Here is a 25,628-nt window from a genome sequence, read left to right as displayed (position 1 = left end):
AGCGAGCACCTATCTAAGCGCGCAATCGAACTCAGCTAATACTCTCAGGGGATTCGTTTTCGTCACCATAATAGCCACCGCGTTCCGCACGCTCATTCTTCCAGTACCGGATTAGCTCGTCGATGCTTTCGCCATCATGGGATTCGAGTTCCCAAAAATCGGATTGCCGCCAATCATCGAACGCTTGCACCTGGAGTGTGATCGCAACCTCCTGATAGGCCATGTGAGGATCAATCAATTCCTCGAAACACTGGCCGCCATTCAACCATTCGTTAGAACTGTACCCATTGGGTAGATTGCAAAAGCGCCACCATCCCCGGTATGTCTCGACAGATCGACGAACGCAATCGGTGCGAAAATCCACCTCATCCTTTTCTGACCAGATGCCCTTTTCAATCTTGGAGTAGCGTTCAGCATCGCGATCCAGAAAAAACAGTTCGTGCATTTGAGAATCATGTTTCGCCCAGTCATAAAACTCGCAGCCGATACCTGACTGCCCCCAGCGCAAAACCGTGCGTACCACCGCAGCCTTCGACGAGCCGAACACCCATTCATATTCGTGTAAAAAGCTCGGTTCACTGGAGATTTTTCCCTCACAGGCGAAGGCAAATTTGTCCCGATGCTTACGCCAAAATTCATCCAGCTGATCGAGCGTTTGCAAGCGGACAAAAAACGTTCCGCCTTCAAGTAGCGTGCTCTCCGGCAATTCGATATAGATAGGCAAACGTGATGACTTCGTTTTCATAGAAGTATCGATCTCACAAATACCATTCGCCTGCTGCCGTCTGGCTTGCTTTTAGACAACCTTTCAATGCAATTAGCGACCCGCCCTGAAGAACGCATTACGTCGAAGCTTCGCGGCCGAAAGGTAATGTGGCGCAAGCGCGGCCGGTCGTAAGTAAAGCTGCTTCTCAATGTGGTAGATCCTCACCTTCTTAGCGCTAAACCAGAAGAGCTATCTAAAATCATCATGCCCCTTCGAATGGAGATCGAAATGTCCAGCAAGAACGTTAATGTTCGCTAGCGCGGACTGATCACGTGTACAACGAAGGCTCAGTAAGGTGTAGGGCACAGCCGAATCACATTAGGAGATGGTATCCATCCAGTAAAAATCAGAACGAGATGCCAAATTATACTATGCACAGTATAGAACAAAACAGCGTTGACCGGCCTTATCGTTCCTTTTGCGAGAAGCACTCATGCGATTGGAACTCAAGCGGGCCATTGGAACCTCCATCAAGTCATATCGACTTAAAAGGAACATTCCCCAGGAAAGCTTAGGTCCGAGTCAGCCATACATAAGCAGCCTCGAGGCAGGGAGAGGTAGTGCGTCGATAGATAAAATCGAGCAGATAGCAGATGTTCTGGGGGTTCATCCCATGAGCATAATCTTCGCTGGCTACCTCACATCAAACGAGACTGCAAACAAGGAGCAGTTGTTTGAAAGGATTCGAATTGAGCTAGCTGAAATAGGAATCTAAATAATCTCAGCTATCCGAAGCCGCTGAAATGATCGGAGAGCTTGCGGACAGCACCCGTCATAGAATCGAGATCGCTCCAGTTGAACGGTTCGTCCCCGGTATGCCGCACTGCTGGCTAGCATCAGCATTGATGATGCTGGCGTTCCCGAAAAAGCCTTCGGGCTGGCCTAGAAAGAGTGGAAAATCGTCTCCTATTCAAGTCAATCTGAGTTTCATTTTTGACAAGTATTTGAGTCGGAATGACGTAAAAAGCAAAATGCCGGAGTTTGATCGCAAGGTGCTGGAGGTACTGCGCGAACCGATGGAGTCCGGGCATATCGTGATTGCCCGGGCCAAGGATCGCGTGCGTTTTCCTGCGAGGTTTCAGTTGGTGGCAGCGATGAATCCGTGCCCCTGTGGATATCTTGGCGAGCCGAGCGGCAAGTGTTCCTGCACGCCGGACATGGTGCAGCGCTATCGCAACAAACTGTCGGGGCCGTTACTGGACCGAATCGACTTGCACCTGACAGTGGCGCGGGAAGCGACGGCGTTGAATCCGCAGGTGAAACCGGGAGAGGACAGCGCCAGCGCAGCGGCGTTGGTGGCCGAGGCGCGTGAAAGACAGCAAAAGCGTCAAGGCTGCGCCAATGCATTTCTTGATCTGCCGGGTCTGAAAAGACACTGCAAGTTATCCACAGCCGACGAAACCTGGCTGGAGTCCGCCTGTGAGCGACTGACGTTGTCGCTACGCTCGGCCCATCGTTTACTCAAAGTCGCCAGAACCCTAGCGGACCTTGAGCAAGTCGATGCAATCAGGCGTGAGCACTTGGCCGAAGCGCTGCAGTATCGGCCGGCGACGCCTTAATGCTCGGTCAGATCAACCAGTGGCGCCTGCCGCACTTCGGTTGCGCGCCCGGCCTGAATCTCGGTTACACGCTTCAAGGCGTTATCCACAGCATTTTTGTCGGCGAGCAGGCTGTAGCTGATCTGGAACTGTTTGTGTTCCTTCGGCGCAATGGTCGGCACCAGATTCAGCGGACGCTGATAGCGGCGGTTGTAGGAGAAACTGGTGCCCGGCTCCAGTCCCGTGACATAGCCCTGCCCTTGGGTGTCAGTGTTTTTCCACAGGGAAAACACCGGCAACTGCTGGGTGTTGAAGCCGACGGAAACACCGATGCTGCCGGCCTTGTTATGCAGAACGGTCAGGGTTTCGCCTTTGGCGTCAGCATAGGGCACGACGTTGTAGACGGTTTCGTCATAGTCCTTGGTCGGGGCGCGGTAGGTCTGCCAGTCGGGCAAATCACCCTTGGCCTTGTCGTTGAAAGGCGAGACCTGTTTCACCGGCGCAGCAAAACGGGCGCCCTGCTCAAGGAACGGCGTACTGAAGTTGCTGTGATACAGCGCCTGATATTCCTTTGGATAATCGCCGTTGTTGGTCAACTTATCGTTGAGTGCGAAACGCACGCTGCCGGGCTCGGTGACCAGTTCAGTGACGACCGTGAAGTCGACTTTCTTGAACGCCTGCTCTTTCAGTTCGCCGCGCAGACTGATGGCGTAGGGTGGTTCTTCATCGATGTGCAGCGTGACAGTGCTGGCCGGGATGTTGGCGGCGCGCCCGTGCAGGGTCAGCAGCTCACCATTGTCCATGCCGGGATGGCCGACCCATTCGTAACCGCAGCGGGTCACCAGTTCGTTGAAGCCTTCCAGCCAGCCCAGGCCACCGCGTCCGTTGAGTTCGATGAATGCCGGGTTGACCACATCCTTGACCGGCGAATCCCAGCCCATGCGCACGTTGCCAACGGAGGCGTGCAGGACATTCATGCCACGGGTCGGCACCACCGAGAGTTTCATCGTACCGTTATCGATATCCACGATGCTGACACCTTCCTGCCGCCCACCATGCAAGGTGCGCAGGCTTACCGAGAAGGGTTTGTCGGTTTTCACGCCGAGTTGCTCACTGGTGATGGTCCAGTTTTGCGCGGGCTTATTGGCATCGAGAAGGACGTAATCCCAAGCCATGGCATGGGAGGCAGCGGACAGTGCGCCGAGTGCGGCGACGAGTTTGAGCGGGGACATGGCAGCAGCCTTTATTGGAGTTGTGCCATTTTTATAGCGCTGCGGAAACGTTTCAGCAAGTGTATTAGATCGACAGATCGCATGTTCTGCCGAAGATCTTCAGTGATGCAATCGCGAGCAGGCTCGCTCCAACAGGGGATCCGGGTCTTCACAAAATCTGTGATTCGCACCGGACACTGTAGGAGCGAGCCTGCTCGCGATAGCTATTTCAGGCGCACATCAACGGAAGCGATCAACCTCGGAACGCAAGTCCGCCGCCAGTTTCTCAAGCTCCTTGGCGGTCACGGCCAGGTTGGAAACCACTTCACGCTGCTCGCTGTTGGCCAACGCAATACTTTGCAGGTTGCTGCTGAGCAACGTCGCGGTGCTGCTCTGCTCCTGCGTCGCCGTGGTGATCGCTGCAAATTGCTGCCCCGCCGAACGGCTCTGCTCGTCGATGCGCGCCAGCGCCGAAGCGACATTGGCGTTGCGCGACAGGCCTTCCTGCATCAGCACATTGCCCTGCTCCATGGTGCTGATCGCGTTGCCGGTTTCCTGCTGAATGCTCTGGATCATGCCGGAGATTTCATCGGTCGCCTGACGAGTACGCGACGCGAGGTTACGCACCTCATCCGCCACCACCGCAAAGCCGCGACCTTGCTCGCCCGCACGCGCCGCTTCGATGGCTGCGTTGAGCGCCAGCAGGTTGGTCTGCTCGGCAATCGAAGTAATTACGCTGACGATGCCACCGATTTCCTGGGAACGCTGACCAAGCGTGTTGATCACGGTGGCGGTGGTGTTCAGCGCGCCTGCAATTTGCTCCAGAGAGGACGAAGCCTCTTCCATCGAGCTGCGACCAATTTGCGTTTGCTGCGCGTTTTCCTGAGCCAATCGCTGGGTGGCGCCCATGTTGTCGGCGATGTCCAGCGAGGTAGCGCTGAATTCTTCAACCGCGCCGGCCATGCTGGTGATCTCGCCGGATTGCTGCTCCATGCCTTCGTAAGCGCCGCCGGACAAACCGGAGAGCGCCTGCGCGCGGCGGTTGACCTCTTCCGAGGAGCGGCGGATGTGCTCGACCATGGTCGACAACGCCTGGCTCATCTGGTTGAACGCGCGGGACAGTTGACCGATTTCGTCGTTGCTCGACACGTTCAGACGCACGCTCAGATCACCGGCGCCCAAGGCTTCGGCCTGACGCACCAGATCACTCAACGGTGCCAATTTGCTTCGAAGCAACCACACCACCGAACCGACCGCCAACAGCATCGCCAGCAAACTGCCGATGGCCAGTTGCGTACCCACGCTCCAGGTCACCGCACGGATTTCGGCTTTCGGCATGCTCGCCACGACCGCCCACGGCCCACCGTCGAACGGCACCGAAACGCTGTAGAAATCTTCAGCCTTGTCGCTCCAGAACTGGCCTTTGCCCGGGGTTTTGGCCAGGCCGCCAATCACCGTAACCGCCTGATCCAATGCTTGTACGCCCGCCGGGGCAACCAGCCATTTGTTTTGCTCATCCAGTAGCGCCAACGAGCCGGTCTGGCCGATACGGAAGCGCTTGAGATTGTCGAACTGGGCGTTCTGCGCGTCGGTGTAGTCGAAGCCGACAAACAGCACCGCGATCACCTTGCCGCTGCTATCACGCACCGGGGTGTATTGAGTCATGTAGGAACGATCAAACAACAGAGCGCGACCGACATAACCCTGGCCCGCCATCAATTTCGCATAGGCCGGGTGAGCGTGATCGAGCAAGGTGCCGATGGCGCGACTGCCATCCTGTTTGGTCAGGGAGGTGCTGACACGGACAAAGTCTTCGCCACTGCGCACGAACAGCGTGGCGACACCGGCAGTCATCTGCTTGAACTCGTCGACTTCCTTGAAGTTGTTGTTCAGCACTTCGCTGCCCAGGTGCAGGCCCGGTGTCTGAGTGCCTGCCACGCTCACGGGCTCACTCGGGTGAATGCTCAAACCTGCGCTGAAGCGCTTCTCGAACAGCCCGCTCAGGCGCTGGGTGCTTTCACGCAGCGTACCGTGGAAGGTGCTCAGTTGGTCGGCGAGCAGACGCGCCTCACTGGCCAAGTGCTCTTCACGGGTGGCGAGGTTGGCAGTATCCAGCGAACGTAAGGCAAAGACTGTACTGCCGCTGATGACAATCGCCAGTATCACGGCGAGCGCGAGACCCAGCTGTGAGGCGATCCGAGCGCGAGGTTGAGACATGGACAGCTCCTGGCCGAACTTGCCGATCCTCCTTGATCGCAGCTCGGATAATTTTCTAATGGGGGTGAATCCTGGATACCGGCACGACGGTTCCACATGCACGTATTCGGCGGCAAAACCGAATACTTGAGCGAACAGCAGGGTTATGGCACAAGGCCGGCATTGTGACGGCTCGATCGTTTCAGCTCAAGCGCGTAACGGCCGGCAGCGCCATGGCGCGGACTTCGCCTTGCAGGAAGTCACTGAGGCGGCGCAAACGTTCACCTCCCGGCCGGGTTTTTGGCCACACCAGGTAATAATTCAGTCCACTGGCGACGGCGGTTGGCCACGGCAGACTCAAACGTCCCTGCGCGACATCCTCGGCGACCATCAACAGATCGCCCATCGACACGCCGTAACCGCGCGCCGCTGCAATCATCCCCAACTCCAGCGTATCGAACACCTGGCCGCCCTTGAGCGAAACCTGATCAGAAAGCCCCATATGCTCCAGCCAACTGCGCCAATCACGGCGATCCGGAGTGGGATGGAGCAATTCGGCGGACGCCAGACGCGCCACGTCCCATGGCTGGTCATTCAGCAGGTTGGGCGCGCCCACCGGGATCAGCTCTTCGGGAAACAGCAGGCTGGCCTCCCAGTCCGGCGGAAAATGGCCGTCGCTCAGCAGCACGGCGCAATCGAAGGGCTCATCGTTGAAGTCCACCGAGTCCACGTCCATCCAGGCACTGGTCAATTGCACTTCGTTACCCGGCTGCAAATGACGAAAGCGACTGAGGCGCGCCAGCAGCCAGCGCATGGTCAGAGTCGACGGGGCTTTCATGCGCAGGATGTCGTCCTCTGCGCGCAAGGTGTTGCAGGCGCGCTCAAGGGCAGTGAAGCCTTCACGGATGCCCGGCAGCAGCATGCGCGCCGACTCGGTCAGTTGCAGATTGCGCCCGCTGCGGTGAAACAAGCGGCAGGCGAAATGTTCCTCTAGCGTACGAATGTGCCGGCTCACTGCGCTCTGGGTGATCGACAGCTCCTCGGCCGCGCGAGTGAACGAGCTGTGCCGCGCCGCCGCTTCAAATGCGCGCAGGGCATACAAAGGAGGAAGACGACGAGACATTCGGAAAGCTCCTATAGCGGGATGCGGCCAACTTATCAGAATCTGTTCAGGATGAGTTTTAATCATGCAACCCATCCTTTTTATCCCTTTGTGCATTCCCTGCCAAGCGTCGAGAATCGACGCTCTCCTGTTCCCTCTATTGATGAGTGGTGAAGACCATGCAGCATCCTGTGCGTACCGAACTCTGGGCCATCCTGCGGCTGTCGGGGCCGTTGATTGCTTCACAGTTGGCGCACATGTTGATGGTGCTGACCGACACCGTGATGATGGCGCGCATCAGCCCCGAAGCGCTGGCCGGCGGCGGCTTGGGCGCGGCAACTTATTCGTTCGTGTCGATTTTCTGCATCGGCGTGATTGCCGCGGTCGGCACCCTGGTGGCGATCCGTAAGGGCGCCGGCGACATCATTGGCGCCGCCCGCCTGACCCAAGCGGGATTGTGGCTGGCATGGCTGATGGCGCTGGGCGCAGGCTTGCTGTTGTGGAACCTGAAACCGGTGTTGCTGCTGTTCGGCCAGACCGAAACCAACGTCATCGCTGCCGGGCAATTTCTGATCGCCCTGCCCTTCGCCCTGCCCGGCTATCTGAGCTTCATGGCACTGCGCGGTTTCACCAGTGCGATTGGCCGGGCGACGCCAGTGATGGTGATCAGCCTTGCTGGCACGGTGGCCAACTTCCTGCTCAATTACGCGCTGATTACCGGCATGTTCGGCCTGCCGAAACTGGGTTTGATGGGCATCGGGCTGGTGACGGCGATCGTCGCCAACTGCATGGCGCTCGCGTTGGCCTGGCACATTCGCCGGCATCCCGCATATGACGCGTATCCGTTGCGCGCCGGCCTGTCGCGGCCGAACCGGCAATACCTCAAGGAACTCTGGCGGCTCGGTCTGCCGATTGGTGGCACTTACGCGGTGGAAGTCGGGTTGTTCGCCTTCGCGGCGTTGTGCATGGGCACCATGGGCAGCACGCAAATGGGCGCGCACCAGATTGCCCTGCAGATCGTTTCGGTGGCATTCATGGTGCCGGCGGGTATGTCGTACGCGATCACCATGCGTGTCGGTCAACATTACGGCGCCGGTCAGTTGCTGGATGCACGCATGTCCGGCCGGGTCGGCATCGCGTTCGGCGCGGTGCTGATGCTGGGTTTTGCGATGGTGTTCTGGCTGCTGCCGAATCAATTGGTCGGATTGTTTCTCGATCATAACGATCCGGCGTTTGCCGAAGTGATCCGCCTCGCGGTCAGTCTGTTGGCAGTGGCGGCGTGGTTCGAGTTGTTCGACGGGACACAGACGATTGCCATGGGCTGCATCCGTGGGCTCAAGGATGCCAAAACCACGTTTCTGGTCGGGCTCGGGTGCTATTGGCTGATCGGTGCACCGGCGGCGTGGTGGATGGCGTTCCACCTGAACTGGGGACCGACGGGTGTCTGGTGGGGCTTGGCGTTGGGGCTGGCGTTTGCGGCGGTGAGCCTGACGCTGGCGTTTGAATGGAAGATGAAGCGGATGATTCGGCGTGAGCCGCAATCGCAAGGCTTCAATATCCCCCAGCCTGAATGAGTTTCACCCCGTGGGAGCGAGCCTGCTCGCGAAAGCGGTGTGTCAGGCAAAAAGGATTTGCTTGATCTGGCGCCTTCGCGAGCAGGCTCGCTCCCACAGGCGTTATGTGGTCAGCTCACGACTTCCAGGGCTGGATGCTGACTCGATCCGAAGGTCAGGTACTCCACCAGCTCCGCCAACGGCAGCGGCTTGCTGATCAGGTACCCTTGAACCTGATCGCACCCGAACCCGCGCAGCAGATCCAGTTGCTCCGGGGTTTCCACCCCTTCGGCGACCACTTCCAGATGCAGGTTGTGCGCGAGGTTGATCATCGCGTGCACCAGTTTGCGGTTCTCTTCGCGCTGCTCCATGCCGCCCACGAAACTCTTGTCGATCTTCAGCAAAGTGATCGGCAAGCTATTCAAGTGCACGAACGACGAAAACCCGGTGCCGAAGTCATCCAGCGAAAAACGCACGCCGAGGCGGCCGAGGGCGTCCATGGTCTGTTTGACCAGATCACTGCGGCGCATGACAGCGGTTTCGGTCAGTTCGAATTCCAGCCACTGCGCCTCGACGCCACGCTCGGCAATCAACCGGCTGAGCGTCGGCAGCAACTGGCTGTCCTGAAACTGGCGGAACGACAGGTTGATCGCCATGTGCAACGCCGGCAGCCCGCGCTCACGCAAAGCCTGCATATCGCGCAGGGCCCGGGAAATCACCCAGTAACCCAGCGGCACGATCAAACCGCTCTGCTCGGCCAGCGGCACGAATTCGCTCGGTGGCAGCAGACCGCGTTCGCCGTGACGCCAGCGCACCAAGGCTTCGAGGCCGACGATCTGGCCGTCTTCAAGATTCAGACGTGGCTGGTAATGCAGCTCCAGCTCATCGCGACGCAAGGCCCGGCGCAGCTCGCTTTCGAGGTCGGCCATGCTCCGCGCGTTGCGGTTGATGCGTTCGTTGAAGATATGAAAGGTGCAGCCCTGGGTGCTTTTCGCCTGCTGCATGGCGATGTGCGCGTGCCACATCAGTGGGTCGGCGCCACCCTGTGCGCGGGCATGGGCGATGCCGAGGCTGGAGCCGATCAGCAGGCTTTCGCCATCGACCCAGTAAGGTTCGGCCAAGGCTTCGGTAATGCGTTCGGCCATCCACTCGGCGCGTTGCGGTGCGCGGCGGGTGTCGATCAGCAGGGCGAATTCATCGCTGCCCAGCCGCGCCAGTTGATCGCCGGCCTCGAGCTGACTCTTCAGCCGTGCGACGACTTGCAGAATCAAGCGGTCGCCGGCCTGATGACCGAGGGCGTCGTTGGCGTGGCGGAAGTTATCGAGATCAAGATGCCCGAGCGCAAGGCCCCGGCCGTCGTTTTCCGCGAGGCGCGCCGCCAGCAAGGTCTGAAAACCCTGGCGGTTGGCGATGCCGGTCAGCGGATCCTGTTCGGCGAGGCGTTGCAGGGTGTTTTCCAGCACGCCGCGCTCGCGCACATGGCGCAGGCAACGGCGGAGCATGTCGGCGTCGAGGGCGTCGAACACCAGCCAGTCGCTGACGCCAACGGGCGCGGTGGCCGGCTCGTGATCCAGCAGCAGCACCGTCGGCAAACTGCAACGGCCCGGCGCGGGTTGCAATGCGGGAAGGGTCAACAGCACCGCGTGGCGGTTGTCTTCGAACAAACTGCTGACCGACTCCCAGTTCGGCGCGCTGATCAGCACTGCCGCGCTCCCCATCGGAGCCAGACACTCGCGCAATAACGCTGTCCACGCTGGCTCTTCGGCCAGTAGCAGCAAACGCAAGGGTTCGACAGGCGTAGACAAGCTAGCTCCCTAGACTCTGCAATGATGTGGGCGGGGCATTATGCCGTTGCGCTGTTCAATGACCAAATGACAACGGTTATCAAAACGTTATTTTGTGTCACGAATGAGAACATTAGCCGCAAAATCTCCACGCATCCTGCGTGAAAGTAACAAAACCGGCAAATTTGAATCGCGTGGTGCGTCACAAGTCGGACAGAGCAGCACAAATCGCTGAGCCTGTTAAAATGCCGGCCCATTTCGTCAACGACTCCCGAATTTTCGTATGTCCCGACTCAATCCCCGGCAGCAAGAAGCCGTGAACTACGTCGGCGGCCCTCTATTGGTGCTCGCCGGTGCTGGCTCCGGCAAGACCAGCGTGATCACGCGCAAAATCGCGCACCTGATCCAGAACTGCGGCATCCGCGCCCAGTACATCGTCGCCATGACCTTTACCAACAAGGCCGCGCGCGAGATGAAGGAACGGGTCGGCACCCTGCTGCGTGCCGGCGAAGGACGCGGCCTGACGGTCTGCACCTTCCACAACCTGGGCCTGAACATCATCCGCAAGGAACACGTGCGCCTGGGCTACAAACCCGGTTTCTCGATCTTTGACGAGACGGATGTCAAGGCGCTGATGACCGACATCATGCAGAAGGAATACGCGGGCGACGACGGCGTCGACGAGATCAAGAACATGATCGGCGCCTGGAAAAACGACCTGATCCTGCCGCCTCAGGCGCTGGAGAACGCGCGTAACCCGAAGGAGCAGACCGCCGCCATCGTCTACACCCACTATCAGCGCACGCTCAAGGCGTTCAACGCGGTGGACTTCGACGACCTGATCCTGCTGCCGGTAAAACTCTTCGAAGAGCACGCCGACATTCTCGAAAAGTGGCAGAACAAGGTTCGCTATCTGCTCGTCGACGAATACCAGGACACCAACGCCAGCCAATACCTGCTGGTGAAAATGCTCATCGGCAAGCGCAATCAATTCACCGTGGTGGGCGACGACGACCAGTCGATCTACGCCTGGCGCGGCGCGCGGCCGGAAAACCTGATGCTGCTCAAGGACGACTATCCGTCCCTGAAAGTGGTGATGCTGGAGCAAAACTACCGCTCCACCAGCCGCATCCTGCGTTGCGCCAACGTGCTGATCTCGAACAATCCGCACGAATTCGAAAAGCAGCTGTGGAGTGAGATGGGCCACGGTGACGAGATCCGCGTGATCCGCTGCCGCAACGAGGACGCCGAAGCCGAGCGCGTGGCCATGGAAATCCTCAGCCTGCACTTGCGCACCGACCGGCCGTACAGCGATTTCGCGATCCTTTATCGCGGTAACTATCAGGCCAAACTGATCGAGCTGAAGTTGCAGCATCACCAGGTGCCGTATCGCCTGAGCGGCGGCAACAGCTTCTTCGGCCGTCAGGAAGTGAAGGACCTGATGGCTTACTTCCGCCTGATCGTGAACCCGGACGACGACAATGCCTTCCTGCGGGTGATCAACGTGCCGCGCCGCGAGATCGGCTCGACCACCCTGGAAAAACTCGGCAATTACGCCACCGAACGCAAGATCTCGATGTACGCCGCCACCGATGAAATCGGTCTGGGCGAACATCTGGACAGCCGTTTCACCGATCGCCTGTCGCGCTTCAAGCGCTTCATGGACAAGGTCCGCGAGCAGTGCGCCGGCGAAGACCCGATCTCGGCGCTGCGCAGCATGGTCATGGACATCGACTACGAGAACTGGCTGCGCACCAACAGCTCCAGCGACAAGGCTGCCGATTACCGGATGAGCAACGTCTGGTTCCTGATCGAGGCGTTGAAAAACACCCTCGAGAAGGACGAAGAAGGCGAAATGACCGTCGAGGATGCCATCGGCAAACTGGTCCTGCGCGACATGCTGGAACGTCAGCAGGAAGAAGAGGACGGCGCCGAAGGCGTGCAGATGATGACGCTGCATGCGTCCAAGGGGCTGGAATTCCCTTACGTGTTCATCATGGGCATGGAAGAGGAAATCCTCCCGCACCGCTCCAGCATCGAAGCCGACACCATCGAAGAGGAGCGCCGCCTGGCCTACGTGGGCATTACCCGCGCGCGTCAGACCTTGGCCTTCACCTTTGCCGCCAAGCGCAAGCAGTACGGCGAGATCATCGATTGCGCGCCGAGCCGCTTCCTTGATGAGCTGCCACCGGACGATCTGGCGTGGGAAGGCAACGACGACACACCGACCGAAGTCAAAGCCGTGCGCGGCAACAACGCATTGGCCGATATACGCGCGATGTTAAAGCGCTAGAATTGACCACTTTTTACTAGACCTTCGGCGCACAAAGCGCCAAATGAGGACAGCTTCATGGAAGCATTGCACCAGAAAATCCGCGAACAAGGCATCGTGCTTTCCGACCAGGTCCTGAAGGTCGACGCCTTCCTGAACCACCAGATCGACCCGGCCCTGATGAAGCTGATCGGCGACGAATTCGCCTCGCTGTTCAAGGATTCGGGCATCACCAAGATCGTCACCATCGAAGCCTCGGGCATTGCCCCGGCGATCATGACCGGTCTGAACCTCGGCGTGCCGGTGATCTTCGCCCGCAAGCAACAGTCCCTGACCCTGACCGAAAACCTGCTGTCGGCGACCGTTTATTCGTTCACCAAAAAGACCGAAAGCACCGTGGCCATCTCCCCGCGCCACCTGACCAGCAGCGACCGTGTGCTGATCATCGACGACTTTTTGGCCAACGGTAAGGCGTCCCAGGCGCTGATCTCAATCATCAAGCAGGCTGGCGCCACCGTTGCCGGCCTGGGCATCGTCATCGAGAAATCGTTCCAGGGCGGCCGCGCCGAGCTGGATTCGCAGGGTTACCGCGTTGAATCGCTGGCGCGCGTCAAATCGCTGAAGGATGGCGTTGTAACCTTCATCGAATAAACCCCGCATTACCCCTGTAGGAGTGAGCCTGCTCGCGATCGCTTAGTGTCAATCAACCATTTCGGTGACTGATACACCGCTATCGCGAGCAGGCTCACTCCTACAGTTGTTTTGGGGTGGGCAGTTATTGCGCGGTGGCCTTCAGGCCGGTGAGCAGCAGGCGTTGGAACAAGTCTTCCTTCAACCCTTCCGGATTCGTCAGCTGCATCCGCTCCAGATGCTCCGGATACAACGAAGCTTCCGGCGCATCCAGCGCTGCCTTGCCCAACTCCAGAATCTCGGTCAGCTTGAACTTGCTCTTCAGCCAGTTCAGCGCTCGCAACACATCCCGCTCGATCACCGTGAAATCACAGCCCAGCGGATATTCCGGAAACAGGTTCGGATGCCGCGCGGCAATCGCCTGCAAGCGTTGCGGCGTGTTCTCGGCAAAACGCGGATCGATGCGGAAATCCTTCGGCAGTTTGCCAACCTTTTGCGCCTGCTCGATCAGCCCCGACTGGAAGCGTGAGTCGCTGATATTCAACAATGCCTCGATCACCGCCGCGTCGGTTTTGCCGCGCAGATCGGCAATGCCGTACTCAGTGACAACGATGTCGCGCAGGTGCCGGGGAATGGTGCAGTGGCCGTATTCCCAGACGATGTTCGAACTGACGTCACCGCCGGATTCGCGCCAACTGCGCAGGATCAGAACCGAGCGCGCATCGTGCAGCGCATGGCCCTGGGCAACAAAGTTGTACTGCCCGCCGACACCGCTGAGCACTCGCCCGTCTTCCAGTTGGTCCGCCACGCCTGCGCCAAGCAACGTCATGGTGAACACGGTGTTGATGAAACGCGCATCGAGGCGCTGCAAGCGCTTCAACTCTTCCTGACCGTACAGCTCGTTGATGTAGCTGATGCGGGTCATGTTGAATTCGAGGCGTTTGTCCTGCGGCAGCTCACGCAGGCGCTCGTAAAAACTGCGCGGGCCGAGGAAGAAACCGCCGTGCACCGAGATGCCGTCAGTCTGCGCGGCCTCGTCGAGGGTGCCGGCGTTGGCCTGTTCCTGAGTCGGCACGTCGGGGTAAACCTTGCGCCGGATAATCCCTGCATCCGCCAGCACCAGAAGGCCGTTGACGAACATTTCGCTGCAACCGTAAAGCCCTTTGGCGAACGGCGCGGTGCCGCCCTCGCGCTCGATCAGTTGCGCCCACTGGCTGAGGTTCACGTCGGCGAGTAACGCTTGATACCCGGCATTATCGGCTTGGCGCGCCAGCAATGCGGCGGTCAGCGCATCGCCCATCGAGCCGATGCCGATCTGCAACGTACCGCCATCGCGCACCAGGGTGCTGGCGTGCAGACCGATGAAATGGTCTTGAAAACCGACCGGCATATTCGGCGTGGAAAACAGCGTGCTGCTGTCCTTTTCGTCGATCAGCAAGTCGAAGGTGTCGATATCAACCTCGGCATCGCCGGGCATGTACGGCAGATCGGTGTGCACCTGGCCGACCAGCAGAATGTTTTCCCCGGCGTCACGGCGCTTGGCGATCATCGGCAACAGGTCGAGGGTGATGTCCGGGTTGCAGCTCAGGCTCAGACGGTCGGGATGTTCGCTGCTGCTGGCGAGCAGTTGCGCCACGAGATTCAGACCGGCGGCGTTGATATCGCGGGCGGCGTGGCTGTAATTGCTGCTGACGTAATCCTGCTGGGCCGGCGCGCTGTGAAGCAGGCTGCCGGGCTGCATGAAGAACTGCTGGATGCGGATGTTGGCGGGCAGGGTGTCGCGTTGCAGGTCGGCGAGGAAATCGAACTCCGGGTAATCGCCAAAAACGCGCTCGACGAAAGGCTCGATAAAGCGTTTCTGCAAACCGTCGCCAAGATTCGGCCGGCCGAGGCACAGAGCGGTGTACATCGTCAGTTGCCGCTCAGGCAGCTCTTTGACGCGCCGGTACAGCGCGTTGACGAAGTGGTTGGGTTTGCCCAACCCCAGCGGCAAGCCCATGTGGATATGCGCCGGCAACCGCGCGAGCACGTCGTCCACTGCCTGTTCGATCGAACACAACTGCACCATCTGAAGCCTCCCGCCCGTTCCGTGAATAGAGGTAGACCGAGATTGCATCGACTTTGCTGCAATGAACAGCTTCAGAGTGAATGGTCGCTGTTCTTGAAATGTTTCCGACTCGAATTTGTTGCCCTCACCCTAGCCCTCTCCCGGAGGGAGAGGGGACTGAATGGGGGATATTGGGGAGATACGCCGACTTGAAACAGCTTTGCTGAATCCATAATCGCTAAGGTCTTTCAGGTCGATGGATAGCGAAAGACAATTCAGTCGGCCCCCTCTCCCTCCGGGAGAGGGCTGGGGTGAGGGGCTCTTGAATCGCGCCCACAAAAAAACCGTCCGAAGACGGTTTTTTTCGTCAGAAGCGCGCCTTACTTCAGGCCGGACATCTTCTCGATTGCGCCCTTCAGATCGGCGTCGGTGCAATCGGCACAGGTGCCTTTTGGCGGCATGGCGTTGATGCCGGTGATGGCCTTGGCCAGGATGCCGTCGAGGCCGCCCTGGTGATCGGCACGTTCTTTCCAGGCGGCGGTGTCACCGATTTTCGGCGCGCCCAACAGACCGGTGCCATGGCAAGCGTTGCAATGTTTGGCAATCACTTCGTCCGGGGTTTTCGCACCGCCGCCACCGCCGGCGGTCGCGACCACTTCCATCCCTTTGCATTCCTGACCCTGAACGCACACCTGGCCGACAGGCTCAAGGCGTTTGGCAATGTCGTCATTCGTCGCAGCTTGAGCGCTGACAGCCCAGAGGGCCAGTACGGTTGCTGGTGCGGCCAGCATTTTCATAATTAGGTTCACGCGTTCACCCTCAATGGTGGCTATTCACGCCTGCGGCCACGGTTCGCAGGCGGGCGCAAGTATAGCGGGTAGCCCGCCACTCTGAAACAACCCCATAGACAAAGGGGTTATACCGCGCTGTGGAAAAACGGTTCGGATGCCTTCGCCGTTATGGCTTGGCGTCTCTTTGTTTAAAAATTTGCCGGTGTTGCTGCGCTGATTAGCCGCGCCGGAGTATCGAACGGATTACGGAATCGATGCGGCTTGGTACTTTCAAAATAGTAGCTGTCGCCAGCTTCGAGAATAAAAGTTTCCACACCCACCACCAGTTCCAGACGACCTTCCACCAGAATCCCGGTTTCCTCGCCCTCATGGGTAAGCATTTCTTCGCCAGTATCGGCGCCCGGCGGGTAGATTTCGTTGAGGAACGCGATGGCCCGACTCGGGTGCGCGCGGCCGACCAGTTTCATGGTCACGGCGCCGTCGGAAATGTCGATCAGCTCGTTGGCCTTGTAGACGATCTGGGTCGGTTTTTCCTGCAGGATTTCTTCGGAAAAGAACTCGACCATGGACATGGGAATCCCGCCAAGCACCTTCCTCAGCGAACTGATCGAAGGGCTGACGCTATTCTTTTCGATCATCGAAATGGTGCTGTTGGTGACGCCCGCGCGCTTGGCGAGTTCACGCTGGGAAAGCCCTTTGAGCTTGCGGATCGATTGCAGTCGTTCACCGACGTCCAAGGCTGGAGCCTCCTGATATTGTAGAAATATTGAGCGTTATCATGGCGACAGCGTTCAGTATTTACAACACATGGGCTCCGTAGCGGCCTCAAGCCTCGGAATAGAGCCTTGGCACTCGACGCAGGTTGCAGAAAATCTGATATGGAATGGTGTCCGCCCACTTCGCCACTTCGCTGGCGAGGATGTTTTTGCCCCACAGCTCGACGGTCGAACCCAATCCGGCTTCCGGTACGTCGGTCAGGTCGATGCAGAGCATGTCCATCGACACGCGGCCGATGATGCGACTGCGTTGGCCGGCCACCAGTACGGGCGTGCCGGTCGGTGCCTGGCGCGGGTAGCCATCCGCGTAACCCATGGCAACCACGCCGATGCGCATCGGTTTGTCGGTGATGAATTTGGCACCGTAGCCAACGGGCTCACCGGCGGGCAATTCGCGTACGCAGATGACTTTCGATTCAAGCGTCATCACCGGTTGCAGGCGCTCGGCCACGGCGCTGGCTTCTTCGAACGGCGTCGCGCCGTAAAGCATGATCCCCGGACGCACCCAATCGCTATGAATTTGCGGCCAACCAAGCACGGCCGGCGAGTTGCGCAGACTGACCTCGGCGGCCAAACCTTGACGCGCCGCTTCAAATACCGCCACCTGATCGGCGCTGCTCTGCTCGTGCAATTCATCGGCACGGGCGAAGTGGCTCATCAGCACGATCTTCGCCACTTTGCCGCAGGCCAGCAGCCGTTGATACGCCGCTGGATAATCTTTCGGATGCAGACCGACGCGATGCATGCCCGAATCAAGTTTAAGCCACACGGTGATTGGCTTGCTCAGCGCCGCCTGCTCGATCGCTTCGAGCTGCCACAGCGAATGCACCACACACCAGAAATCATGCTCGACGATCAGCGCCAGCTCATCGGCCTCGAAAATCCCTTCAAGCAACAACACCGGAGCCTTGATGCCGGCAGCACGCAGTTCCAACGCTTCTTCGATGCAGGCCACGGCAAAACCGTCAGCCTCGGCTTCCAGCGCCTGGGCACAACGCACGGCACCATGGCCGTAAGCATCGGCCTTGATCACTGCCAGCGCCTTGGCACCGGTGACTTCGCGGGCAATTCGGTAGTTGTGACGCAGGGCTTGGAGGTCGATCAGGGCACTGGCAGGACGCATGGCGGCAGACTTCTAGGCGGTCATGGGAAGAAAAACCGGCGCTGGCTGACGGCGTGAACCGCCAACAGCACCGGGAGAGGGATCATTACAAAAGGTTTACGGCAGCGCGGCAACGATAGAGATTTCCACCAGAATGCTCGGCTTGGCCATCTTCGCTTCCACAGTAGCGCGGGCCGGGGCGGCGCCTTTGGGCAGCCACTGATCCCACACCGAGTTCATCCCGGCGAAGTGCGCCTCGATGTTGTTCAGGTAGATCGTCGCCGAGAGCAAATGCTGTTTGTCCGTCCCGGCCAGATCCAGCAAGCGCTCGATATTGGCGAGCACTTCGCGGGTCTGCTGCTCAACCCCGGCGTCGAAGTCGTCACCGACCTGCCCGGACAGGTACACCGTACCGTTGTGGCTGACGATCTGACTCATGCGCTCATTGGTGAGCTGGCGCTGGATTGCCATGTTTTGCGGACTCCTGTGGCTTGTTGCCGTAACGGGAAATATCGAGGCCTTCGGCGCTGATCTGCGGCTTTTTCTTCGCCATCAGGTCAGCCAGCAAACGACCGGAACCGCACGCCATGGTCCAACCGAGCGTGCCGTGACCGGTGTTGAGGAACAGGTTCTTGAAAGGCGTAGCGCCCACGATCGGCGTGCCGTCCGGGGTAGTCGGACGCAGGCCGGTCCAGAAACTCGCCTCGGCCAGATTGCCGCCCTGAGGATAAAGGTCGTTGACGATCATCTCCAGGGTTTCGCGCCGACGCGGATTAAGCGACAGGTCAAAACCGGCGATCTCGGCCATGCCGCCCACGCGAATGCGGTCGTCGAAACGGGTGATCGCGACCTTGTAGGTCTCGTCGAGAATGGTCGACGTTGGGGCCATGTCCGGGTTGGTGATCGGCACGGTCAGCGAGTAACCCTTGAGCGGATACACCGGGGCTTTGATGCCCAGCGGCTTGAGCAATTGCGGTGAGTAGCTGCCGAGGGCCAGCACGTATCGGTCGGCGGTTTCCAGCTTGCCGTCGATCCATACGCCGTTGATGCGATCACCGGCGTAATCAAGCTTCTGGATGTCCTGGCCGAAACGGAATTCAACGCCCAGTTTCACCGCCATTTCGGCGAGACGGGTGGTGAAGATCTGGCAGTCGCCGGTCTGGTCGTTCGGCAGGCGCAGGGCACCGGCGAGGATGTCGGTGACGCCAGCCAAAGCTGGCTCGACCCGGGCAATGCCGGCGCGGTCGAGGAGTTCAAATGGCACACCGGATTCTTTCAGTACGGCGATGTCTTTGGCGGCGTTATCCAGTTGCGCCTGGGTACGGAACAACTGAGTGGTACCGAGGCTGCGGCCTTCGTAGGCGATGCCGGTTTCCGCGCGCAATTCGTCGAGGCAGTCGCGGCTGTACTCGGACAGACGCACCATGCGCTCCTTGTTCACCGCGTAACGGCTGGCGGTGCAGTTGCGCAGCATCTGCGCCATCCACAGGTATTGATCAATGTCAGCGGTGGCCTTGATCGCCAGCGGGGCGTGGCGTTGCAGCAGCCACTTGATGGCCTTGAGCGGCACGCCCGGCGCGGCCCACGGCGAGGCATAGCCCGGCGAAACCTGGCCGGCGTTGGCGAAACTGGTCTCCATGGCCGCAGCGGGCTGCCGGTCGACCACCACCACTTCAAACCCGGCACGGGCCAGATAATAAGCACTGGCGGTACCGATGACGCCGCTACCCAAGACCATAACGCGCATTTTTGTATCCCTCGTCGCGGCGGATCGCCGACGTGTTGTCAGAGCAATGATGCGCGCAGTGTAAAAAATAAATGCCAGTGCTTTTCACTATATAAGCGCCTATATTTGGCGACAATTCTCGGCAAAAACCCTTTTCACGGAGGCGCATCCCCTATGCGTACCAACACTCAGACCAAACGTGAGCTGGACAAGATCGACCGCAATATCTTGCGGATCCTGCAGGCAGACGGGCGGATTTCCTTTACCGAACTCGGGGAAAAGGTCGGTCTCTCCACCACGCCGTGCACCGAGCGGGTACGCAGGCTGGAGCGCGAGGGGATCATCATGGGCTACAACGCCCGGCTCAATCCGCAGCACTTGAAGGGTAGTCTCTTGGTGTTCGTCGAGATCAGCCTCGACTACAAATCCGGCGACACTTTCGAAGAGTTCCGACGCGCGGTGCTGAAATTGCCTCACGTGCTGGAGTGTCACTTGGTATCAGGGGATTTCGACTATCTGGTGAAGGCGCGGATTTCCGAGATGGCCTCGTACCGCAAGCTGCTGGGCGACATCCTGCTCAAGCTGCCGCATGTGCGCGAGTCAAAGAGCTATATCGTGATGGAAGAGGTGAAGGAAAGCCTGAGCCTGCCGATTCCGGATTGATCACCACAATGATCGTACCCACGCTCTGCGTGGGAACGATCATGACTCGGTCCAGAATGGACGCAGAGGCTAAACCAACACCTGCCGATTCGCCGCCATGTACTCGAAGATTTGCTTTTCAGCGCGCGGATGAATCAGCTCCACCGGCCCCCGCCCATTCGGGCAAGGCAACGTCTTCGTCGTCCCGAACAACCGGCAAATCAGTGGCCGCTCGCCATACACCGTGCAGCCATTCGGTCCCAAGTGCACACAGTTCAGCGCCTCCATCGCCGCATCCTGCTCGGCGCGGGTCTTGCGCGGCAGGCGCGCCATCTCCTCGGGCGAAGTGGTTACCGGCCCGCAGCAGTCGTGGCAGCCCGGCACGCAATCGAACGTGGGGATCTGCTGGCGCAGGGTGCGGATTTTTTCGCTGTTGCAGCTCATCGAAGCGGTGACCAAGGTGAAATAGGCCGCAATTGTGCCGCAAAAGCCGTGATCCAGACACTGCAGGCCGACCAGTGTTGCCCGACCTCGCGCGAGCGGCTTATGCTCCGTCAAATTTTTTCGACACTTAGCCGTTGGATGATACTCATGCCTCACGTTGCCTCTTACTACGCCGCCAGCAGCCTGCCGCAACCGGATCATCCGCTGCTGCAAGGTGAAGTGATTGCCGACGTGTGCGTGGTCGGCGGCGGGTTTTCGGGGCTGAACACCGCGCTGGAACTGGCCGAGCGCGGCCTCAGCGTGGTGTTGCTGGAGGCGCACAAGATCGGTTGGGGCGCCAGCGGTCGCAATGGCGGACAACTGATTCGCGGGGTCGGCCATGGCCTCGATCAGTTCGCCAACGTCATCGGTGCCGATGGCGTGCGGCAGATGAAACTCATGGGCCTGGAAGCGGTGGAAATCGTACGCCAGCGGGTCGAGCGGTTTCAGATTGCCTGCGATCTGACCTGGGGCTATTGCGACCTCGCCAACAAACCTGCCGACCTTGAAGGGTTTGCCGAAGATGCCGAGGAGCTGCGCGGCCTCGGTTATCGCTATGAAACCCGCTTGCTGCAAGCCAATGAAATGCACACCGTGGTCGGTTCCAAGCGCTATGTGGGCGGCTTGATCGACATGGGTTCCGGGCATCTGCATCCACTGAATCTGGCACTGGGTGAAGCGGCCGCAGCGCAGCAACTGGGAGTCAAACTGTTCGAGCATTCAGCAGTCACCCGCATCGACTACGGCCCCGAAGTGAAGGTCCATACAGCGCAGGGTTCGGTACGCGCCAAGACGCTGGTGCTGGGCTGCAACGCTTACCTCAATGATCTCAACCCGCAACTCAGCGGCAAGGTGCTGCCAGCGGGCAGCTACATCATCGCCACCGAGCCTTTGAGCGAAGAACAGGCGCACAACCTTTTGCCCCAGAACATGGCGGTCTGTGACCAGCGGGTAGCGCTGGACTACTACCGACTCTCGGCGGATCGGCGTTTGCTGTTCGGTGGCGCCTGCCATTATTCGGGGCGCGATCCAAAGGACATCGCCGCGTACATGCAACCGAAAATGCTCGAAGTCTTTCCGCAACTGGCCGGGGTGAAGATTGATTACCAGTGGGGCGGGATGATTGGCATTGGCGCCAATCGTCTTCCGCAGATTGGCCGGCTCAATGATCAGCCGAATGTGTATTACGCCCAGGCTTATTCCGGCCATGGCGTGAATGCCACGCATCTGGCGGGCCAGTTGCTCGCCGAGGCGATCAGTGGGCAGCAAAGCGGTGGCTTTGATCTGTTTGCCAAGGTGCCGCACATCACCTTCCCGGGTGGCAAACATTTGCGCTCGCCGTTGTTGGCGTTGGGGATGTTGTGGCATCGGCTTAAAGAGCTCGTCTGATGGCATTGCTGCGACCCTGAAGCCGTCATCGCAGGCAAGCCAGCTCCCACAGAGTCTGCGGTGGACACAAATTTCGTCAACACCGCCAATCACTGTGGGAGCTGGCTTGCCAGCGATGAGGCCGGAGCAAACACCACACCCTTCAGATCCGCCAGAACGGCTTCAACCCCTCCTCCAGCGCTTGCTCACGCGTCAACCCGACATCCTTGAGCTGATCAGCCGTCAACCCCAACAACGCCTTGCGCGTGTGCAGACGATGCCAGATCAGGCCCCAGCGGCTCAGGCCGGATGGCGCGTTGCGCATGGCCGAATTCCACGCACTGTCCTCCTGCCCTGCCGCCAATTCCTGACTGTGTAACGTCAGCCGCACATCGCTCAAGCCGTTCATTTTTGTCGCTCCTGTTTACTTGGGTAGCCAGAGATTCCATGATGCGCGGGCCGGCAAAAGCATTACAGATTCAACCAATCTGTATTAACTCCATACAGATTTGCTGTTTCTGCTACTGAATTGTCGATTTACGCCGCATCTGTACTGGTTTTTCGAATCACCTGCATCGAGGCAGTGCCATGACGCTTTATGTGAACCTCGCCGAACTGCTCGGCACGCGCATCGAACAAGGCTTCTATCGTCCTGGTGACAGGCTGCCGTCGGTGCGCGCCTTGAGCGTAGAACATGGCGTAAGCCTCAGCACGGTGCAGCAGGCTTATCGCATGCTCGAGGACAGCGGCCTGGCCACGCCGAAACCCAAGTCGGGGTATTTCGTACCGGTCGGTCGCGAACTGCCAGAGCTGCCCGCCATCGGGCGTCCGGCGCAGCGGCCGGTGGAAATTTCGCAGTGGGATCAGGTGCTGGAGCTGATTCGCGCGGTGCCGCGCAAGGATGTGGTGCAACTCGGTCGCGGCATGCCCGACGTCACCTCGCCGACCATGAAACCGCTGCTGCGCGGGCTGGCGCGCATCAGTCGCCGCCAGGACATGCCCGGTCTGTATTACGACAACATTCACGGCACCCTCGAACTGCGCGAGCAGATCGCCCGGCTGATGCTCGATTCCGGCTGCCAGTTGAGCGCCGCCGACCTGGTCGTCACCACCGGCTGTCACGAAGCGCTATCGACCAGCATCCACGCGATCTGCGAGCCGGGCGACATCGTCGCGGTGGATTCGCCGAGCTTTCACGGTGCCATGCAGACGCTCAAGGGGCTGGGCATGAAAGCCCTGGAAATCCCCACTGACCCGCTCACCGGCATCAGCCTCGAAGCGCTGGAACTGGCGCTGGAGCAATGGCCAATCAAGGTCATCCAGCTCACGCCCAACTGCAACAACCCACTCGGCTACATCATGCCGGAGGCCCGCAAACGCGCCCTGCTCAACCTGGCTCAGCGTTTCGACGTGGCGATCATCGAGGACGATGTGTATGGCGAACTGGCCTACACCTACCCGCGCCCGCGCACGATCAAATCCTTCGACGAAGACGGCCGCGTGCTGCTGTGCAGTTCGTTTTCCAAGACCCTCGCGCCGGGGCTGCGCATTGGTTGGGTCGCACCGGGGCGTTATCTGGAACGGGTGCTGCACATGAAATACATCAGCACCGGCTCTACCGCGCCACAGCCGCAGATCGCCATTGCCGAATTTCTCAAGTCCGGTCATTTCGAACCTCATTTGCGGCGGATGCGCACGCAATACCAGCGCAATCGCGACATGATGATCGACTGGGTCACGCGCTACTTCCCTGCTGGCACCCGCGCCAGTCGTCCACAGGGCAGTTTCATGCTGTGGGTTGAATTGCCGGAGGGTTTCGACACCCTGAAACTCAATCGTGCGCTGCACGATCAAGGCGTACAGATTGCCGTCGGCAGCATCTTTTCCGCCTCGGGCAAGTACCGCAATTGCCTGCGGATGAACTACGCTGCCAAACCGACACCGCTGATAGAAGAGGCGGTACGCAAGGTCGGCGCGGCAGCAATCAAACTGCTGGCCGAAGCCGACTGACCTTTTTCCAGTGACCAGCATCCAAATGCCACCCCCTGCCGCCAACCGGAACGATCCTACGTGAGCCTCAGACAGCCCCTACTCGCTTTGTTGATGCTCACCGCGCTTCTGAGCGGCTGCGCCAGTCTCAATGTGCCGCGCGAACCGAGTCAGGCATTGCCCGCCTCCGACTCAAGTTTCGGCCGCTCGATCCAGGCTCAGGCCACGCCGTATCAGGGCCGTTCCGGTTTTCGCCTGCTGTCCAACAGCACCGAGGCGTTCACCGCCCGCGCCGAGCTGATCCGCAACGCGCAGAGCAGCCTCGACTTGCAGTACTACATCGTTCACGACGGCGTCAGCACGCGGATGCTGGTGGAGGAACTGCTCAAGGCTGCCGACCGTGGCGTGCGCGTGCGAATCCTGCTCGACGACACCACCAGCGACGGCCTCGACCAGATCATTGCCACGCTGGCAGCGCATCCGCAGATCCAGATTCGCCTGTTCAACCCGCTGCATCTGGGGCGCAGCACGGGCGTGACCCGGGCGGCCGGTCGCCTGTTAAACCTGTCGCTGCAACACCGGCGAATGCACAACAAGCTGTGGCTGGCGGACAACAGCGTGGCCATCGTCGGCGGGCGCAATCTGGGCGACGAGTATTTCGATGCCGAACCGAATTTGAATTTCACCGATATCGACATGCTCAGCGTGGGGCCGGTGGCCGAACAACTCGGGCACAGCTTCGACCAGTACTGGAACAGTGCCCTGAGCAAACCCATCGAAGAATTCCTCTCCAGCAAACCCTCGGCCAGGGATTTGCAGAACACCCGCACGCGCCTGGAGGAATCACTGGAAGAAACCCGCAAGCAGAATCATGCGCTGTATCAGCAGTTGATGACCTTCAAAACCGAACCGCGCATGGACATCTGGCGCAAAGAGCTGATCTGGGCCTGGAGTCAGGCGCTGTGGGATGCACCGAGCAAGGTGCTGGCCAAGGGTGAACCTGATCCGCAGTTGCTACTGACCACACAACTGGCGCCGGAACTCACGGGCGTCAGCAAAGAGCTGATCATGATCTCGGCCTATTTCGTGCCGGGCCAGCCGGGGCTGGTGTACCTGACCGGACGTGCCGATGCCGGTGTGTCGGTGAAACTGCTGACCAATTCACTGGAAGCCACCGATGTGCCAGCCGTGCACGGAGGTTATGCGCCTTATCGCAAGGCATTGCTGGAACAAGGTGTGAAACTGTTCGAACTGCGCCGCCAGCCCGGTGATGGTGGTGGTAGCGGCCCGCATATTTTTTACGGCAAGTCGTTTCGCGGGTCGGATTCCAGCCTGCACAGCAAGGCGATGATCTTTGATCGGCAGAAGTCGTTTATCGGCTCATTCAACTTCGACCCGCGTTCAGTGCTTTGGAACACCGAAGTCGGCGTGCTGGTGGACAGCCCTGAACTGGCCACGCACGTGCGCGAACTGGCCCTGCAAGGCATGGCGCCGGCGCTGAGTTACGAGGCGAAGCTTGAGAATGGGCAGATCGTCTGGGTAACCGAGGACAACGGCCAACTGCACACGCTGGCCAAAGAACCGGGGAGTTGGTGGCGACGCTTCAATGCGTGGTTCAGCACCACCGTGGGCCTGGAGCGGATGCTGTAGCC

21 protein-coding genes and 1 pseudogene are annotated in these 25,628 nt (G+C 59.5%); 9 read left to right on the top strand and 13 right to left on the bottom strand.

Annotation, left to right across the window (positions count from 1 at the left end):
- Positions 1–31 precede the first annotated feature (31 nt).
- Positions 32–745 carry a hypothetical protein gene (locus tag IAI51_RS22020; RefSeq protein ID WP_187680370.1) on the bottom strand — a complete coding sequence of 238 codons (714 nt, stop codon included), beginning with the start codon at positions 743–745 and terminating at the stop codon, positions 32–34.
- A 454-nt stretch (positions 746–1,199) separates the two neighbouring features.
- Here IAI51_RS22020 and IAI51_RS28355 point away from each other — a divergent pair, with 454 nt between their 5' ends.
- Together IAI51_RS28355 and IAI51_RS22010 are read left to right on the top strand one after the other, a co-directional pair.
- Positions 1,200–1,481: a helix-turn-helix domain-containing protein gene (locus IAI51_RS28355; protein ID WP_187680369.1), complete on the top strand. Its 282-nt coding sequence runs from the start codon at positions 1,200–1,202 to the stop codon at positions 1,479–1,481.
- Positions 1,482–1,737: 256 nt separating this feature from the next.
- A pseudogene (locus IAI51_RS22010) lies at positions 1,738–2,325 on the top strand (ATP-binding protein); the annotation flags it as partial.
- Here the strand turns inward: IAI51_RS22010 and IAI51_RS22005 are convergent.
- The 3 genes from IAI51_RS22005 to IAI51_RS21995 form a co-directional block, all read right to left on the bottom strand.
- Positions 2,322–3,536, bottom strand: a complete 1,215-nt coding sequence (locus IAI51_RS22005; protein WP_187680368.1) for an aldose 1-epimerase family protein — start codon at positions 3,534–3,536, stop codon at positions 2,322–2,324. The pseudogene IAI51_RS22010 and the gene IAI51_RS22005 overlap by 4 nt on opposite strands.
- 219 nt (positions 3,537–3,755) lie before the next feature.
- A complete protein-coding gene (locus IAI51_RS22000) occupies positions 3,756–5,732 on the bottom strand; it encodes a methyl-accepting chemotaxis protein (protein ID WP_187680367.1) in 1,977 nt (658 codons plus the stop codon).
- A gap of 181 nt (positions 5,733–5,913) precedes the next feature.
- Positions 5,914–6,834, bottom strand: a complete 921-nt coding sequence (locus IAI51_RS21995; RefSeq protein ID WP_187680366.1) for a LysR substrate-binding domain-containing protein — start codon at positions 6,832–6,834, stop codon at positions 5,914–5,916.
- 158 nt (positions 6,835–6,992) lie between these two features.
- Here IAI51_RS21995 and IAI51_RS21990 point away from each other — a divergent pair, with 158 nt between their 5' ends.
- Entirely contained in the window at positions 6,993–8,387 is a 1,395-nt protein-coding gene (locus tag IAI51_RS21990) for a NorM family multidrug efflux MATE transporter (protein WP_187680365.1), read from the top strand.
- Between the two features lie 110 nt (positions 8,388–8,497).
- Here IAI51_RS21990 and IAI51_RS21985 read toward each other — a convergent pair whose 3' ends face one another.
- Positions 8,498–10,171 (bottom strand): putative bifunctional diguanylate cyclase/phosphodiesterase, encoded by a 1,674-nt coding sequence (locus tag IAI51_RS21985; protein WP_187680364.1) that lies wholly within the window; start codon positions 10,169–10,171, stop codon positions 8,498–8,500.
- Between the two features lie 262 nt (positions 10,172–10,433).
- Between IAI51_RS21985 and rep the strand changes: the two genes are divergently transcribed.
- Both rep and IAI51_RS21975 read left to right on the top strand, forming a co-directional pair.
- Positions 10,434–12,443 carry a DNA helicase Rep gene (gene rep, locus IAI51_RS21980; protein WP_038359196.1) on the top strand — a complete coding sequence of 670 codons (2,010 nt, stop codon included), beginning with the start codon at positions 10,434–10,436 and terminating at the stop codon, positions 12,441–12,443.
- Positions 12,444–12,500: 57 nt separating this feature from the next.
- Positions 12,501–13,073: a xanthine phosphoribosyltransferase gene (locus IAI51_RS21975; RefSeq protein ID WP_007920398.1), complete on the top strand. Its 573-nt coding sequence runs from the start codon at positions 12,501–12,503 to the stop codon at positions 13,071–13,073.
- A 124-nt stretch (positions 13,074–13,197) separates the two neighbouring features.
- Here IAI51_RS21975 and IAI51_RS21970 read toward each other — a convergent pair whose 3' ends face one another.
- The 6 genes from IAI51_RS21970 to dadA all read right to left on the bottom strand — a co-directional run bounded on the left by IAI51_RS21970 (position 13,198) and on the right by dadA (position 19,515).
- Positions 13,198–15,120 (bottom strand): acetyl-CoA hydrolase/transferase family protein, encoded by a 1,923-nt coding sequence (locus tag IAI51_RS21970; protein WP_187680363.1) that lies wholly within the window; start codon positions 15,118–15,120, stop codon positions 13,198–13,200.
- A 359-nt stretch (positions 15,121–15,479) separates the two neighbouring features.
- A complete protein-coding gene (locus IAI51_RS21965; RefSeq protein ID WP_187680380.1) occupies positions 15,480–15,896 on the bottom strand; it encodes a c-type cytochrome in 417 nt (138 codons plus the stop codon).
- A 182-nt stretch (positions 15,897–16,078) separates the two neighbouring features.
- Positions 16,079–16,627, bottom strand: a complete 549-nt coding sequence (locus tag IAI51_RS21960) for a cupin domain-containing protein (protein WP_187680362.1) — start codon at positions 16,625–16,627, stop codon at positions 16,079–16,081.
- An 88-nt stretch (positions 16,628–16,715) separates the two neighbouring features.
- A complete protein-coding gene (alr, locus tag IAI51_RS21955) occupies positions 16,716–17,789 on the bottom strand; it encodes an alanine racemase (protein WP_187680361.1) in 1,074 nt (357 codons plus the stop codon).
- A gap of 96 nt (positions 17,790–17,885) precedes the next feature.
- Positions 17,886–18,239 (bottom strand): RidA family protein, encoded by a 354-nt coding sequence (locus tag IAI51_RS21950; protein ID WP_187680360.1) that lies wholly within the window; start codon positions 18,237–18,239, stop codon positions 17,886–17,888.
- Positions 18,211–19,515, bottom strand: coding sequence for a D-amino acid dehydrogenase (gene dadA, locus IAI51_RS21945; protein WP_187680359.1), 1,305 nt, complete (start codon positions 19,513–19,515; stop codon positions 18,211–18,213). Before dadA ends, IAI51_RS21950 begins: the two co-directional genes overlap by 29 nt.
- A gap of 153 nt (positions 19,516–19,668) precedes the next feature.
- Between dadA and IAI51_RS21940 the strand changes: the two genes are divergently transcribed.
- Entirely contained in the window at positions 19,669–20,157 is a 489-nt protein-coding gene (locus tag IAI51_RS21940) for an Lrp/AsnC ligand binding domain-containing protein (RefSeq protein ID WP_003177284.1), read from the top strand.
- Positions 20,158–20,226: 69 nt separating this feature from the next.
- Here IAI51_RS21940 and IAI51_RS21935 read toward each other — a convergent pair whose 3' ends face one another.
- The gene (locus tag IAI51_RS21935; protein WP_187680379.1) at positions 20,227–20,580 is read right to left on the bottom strand and encodes a YkgJ family cysteine cluster protein; all 354 of its coding nucleotides are present in this window, start codon (positions 20,578–20,580) and stop codon (positions 20,227–20,229) included.
- Positions 20,581–20,727: 147 nt separating this feature from the next.
- On the opposite strand from IAI51_RS21935, the gene IAI51_RS21930 reads away from it, so the two are divergent.
- Entirely contained in the window at positions 20,728–22,008 is a 1,281-nt protein-coding gene (locus IAI51_RS21930; protein ID WP_410458017.1) for an NAD(P)/FAD-dependent oxidoreductase, read from the top strand.
- A 142-nt stretch (positions 22,009–22,150) separates the two neighbouring features.
- Here the strand turns inward: IAI51_RS21930 and IAI51_RS21925 are convergent, their stop codons facing one another.
- The gene (locus tag IAI51_RS21925; protein WP_187680358.1) at positions 22,151–22,396 is read right to left on the bottom strand and encodes a DUF1127 domain-containing protein; all 246 of its coding nucleotides are present in this window, start codon (positions 22,394–22,396) and stop codon (positions 22,151–22,153) included.
- 179 nt (positions 22,397–22,575) lie between these two features.
- Between IAI51_RS21925 and IAI51_RS21920 the strand changes: the two genes are divergently transcribed.
- Positions 22,576–23,997 (top strand): PLP-dependent aminotransferase family protein, encoded by a 1,422-nt coding sequence (locus IAI51_RS21920; RefSeq protein WP_187680357.1) that lies wholly within the window; start codon positions 22,576–22,578, stop codon positions 23,995–23,997.
- 60 nt (positions 23,998–24,057) lie between these two features.
- A complete protein-coding gene (locus IAI51_RS21915; protein WP_187680356.1) occupies positions 24,058–25,626 on the top strand; it encodes a phospholipase D family protein in 1,569 nt (522 codons plus the stop codon).
- Positions 25,627–25,628: the final 2 nt, after the last annotated feature.

Source organism: Pseudomonas sp. N40(2020), from assembly GCF_014472415.1.
In the GTDB taxonomy this organism is placed as follows: Bacteria; Pseudomonadota; Gammaproteobacteria; order Pseudomonadales; family Pseudomonadaceae; genus Aquipseudomonas.
Note: the sequence above shows the minus strand (reverse complement) of the source record. Positions and strands in the feature narration are given on the sequence as shown.

Coding starts and splice junctions, on each gene's coding strand:
- IAI51_RS22020 (WP_187680370.1), bottom strand. CDS start 745: ATGAAAACGAAGTCATCACGTTTGCCTATCTATATCGAATTGCCGGAG.
- IAI51_RS28355 (WP_187680369.1), top strand. CDS start 1,200: ATGCGATTGGAACTCAAGCGGGCCATTGGAACCTCCATCAAGTCATAT.
- IAI51_RS22005 (WP_187680368.1), bottom strand. CDS start 3,536: ATGTCCCCGCTCAAACTCGTCGCCGCACTCGGCGCACTGTCCGCTGCC.
- IAI51_RS22000 (WP_187680367.1), bottom strand. CDS start 5,732: ATGTCTCAACCTCGCGCTCGGATCGCCTCACAGCTGGGTCTCGCGCTC.
- IAI51_RS21995 (WP_187680366.1), bottom strand. CDS start 6,834: ATGTCTCGTCGTCTTCCTCCTTTGTATGCCCTGCGCGCATTTGAAGCG.
- IAI51_RS21990 (WP_187680365.1), top strand. CDS start 6,993: ATGCAGCATCCTGTGCGTACCGAACTCTGGGCCATCCTGCGGCTGTCG.
- rep (WP_038359196.1), top strand. CDS start 10,434: ATGTCCCGACTCAATCCCCGGCAGCAAGAAGCCGTGAACTACGTCGGC.
- IAI51_RS21975 (WP_007920398.1), top strand. CDS start 12,501: ATGGAAGCATTGCACCAGAAAATCCGCGAACAAGGCATCGTGCTTTCC.
- IAI51_RS21970 (WP_187680363.1), bottom strand. CDS start 15,120: ATGGTGCAGTTGTGTTCGATCGAACAGGCAGTGGACGACGTGCTCGCG.
- IAI51_RS21965 (WP_187680380.1), bottom strand. CDS start 15,896: ATGAAAATGCTGGCCGCACCAGCAACCGTACTGGCCCTCTGGGCTGTC.
- alr (WP_187680361.1), bottom strand. CDS start 17,789: ATGCGTCCTGCCAGTGCCCTGATCGACCTCCAAGCCCTGCGTCACAAC.
- IAI51_RS21950 (WP_187680360.1), bottom strand. CDS start 18,239: ATGGCAATCCAGCGCCAGCTCACCAATGAGCGCATGAGTCAGATCGTC.
- dadA (WP_187680359.1), bottom strand. CDS start 19,515: ATGCGCGTTATGGTCTTGGGTAGCGGCGTCATCGGTACCGCCAGTGCT.
- IAI51_RS21940 (WP_003177284.1), top strand. CDS start 19,669: ATGCGTACCAACACTCAGACCAAACGTGAGCTGGACAAGATCGACCGC.
- IAI51_RS21935 (WP_187680379.1), bottom strand. CDS start 20,580: ATGAGCTGCAACAGCGAAAAAATCCGCACCCTGCGCCAGCAGATCCCC.
- IAI51_RS21930 (WP_410458017.1), top strand. CDS start 20,728: ATGCCTCACGTTGCCTCTTACTACGCCGCCAGCAGCCTGCCGCAACCG.
- IAI51_RS21925 (WP_187680358.1), bottom strand. CDS start 22,396: ATGAACGGCTTGAGCGATGTGCGGCTGACGTTACACAGTCAGGAATTG.
- IAI51_RS21920 (WP_187680357.1), top strand. CDS start 22,576: ATGACGCTTTATGTGAACCTCGCCGAACTGCTCGGCACGCGCATCGAA.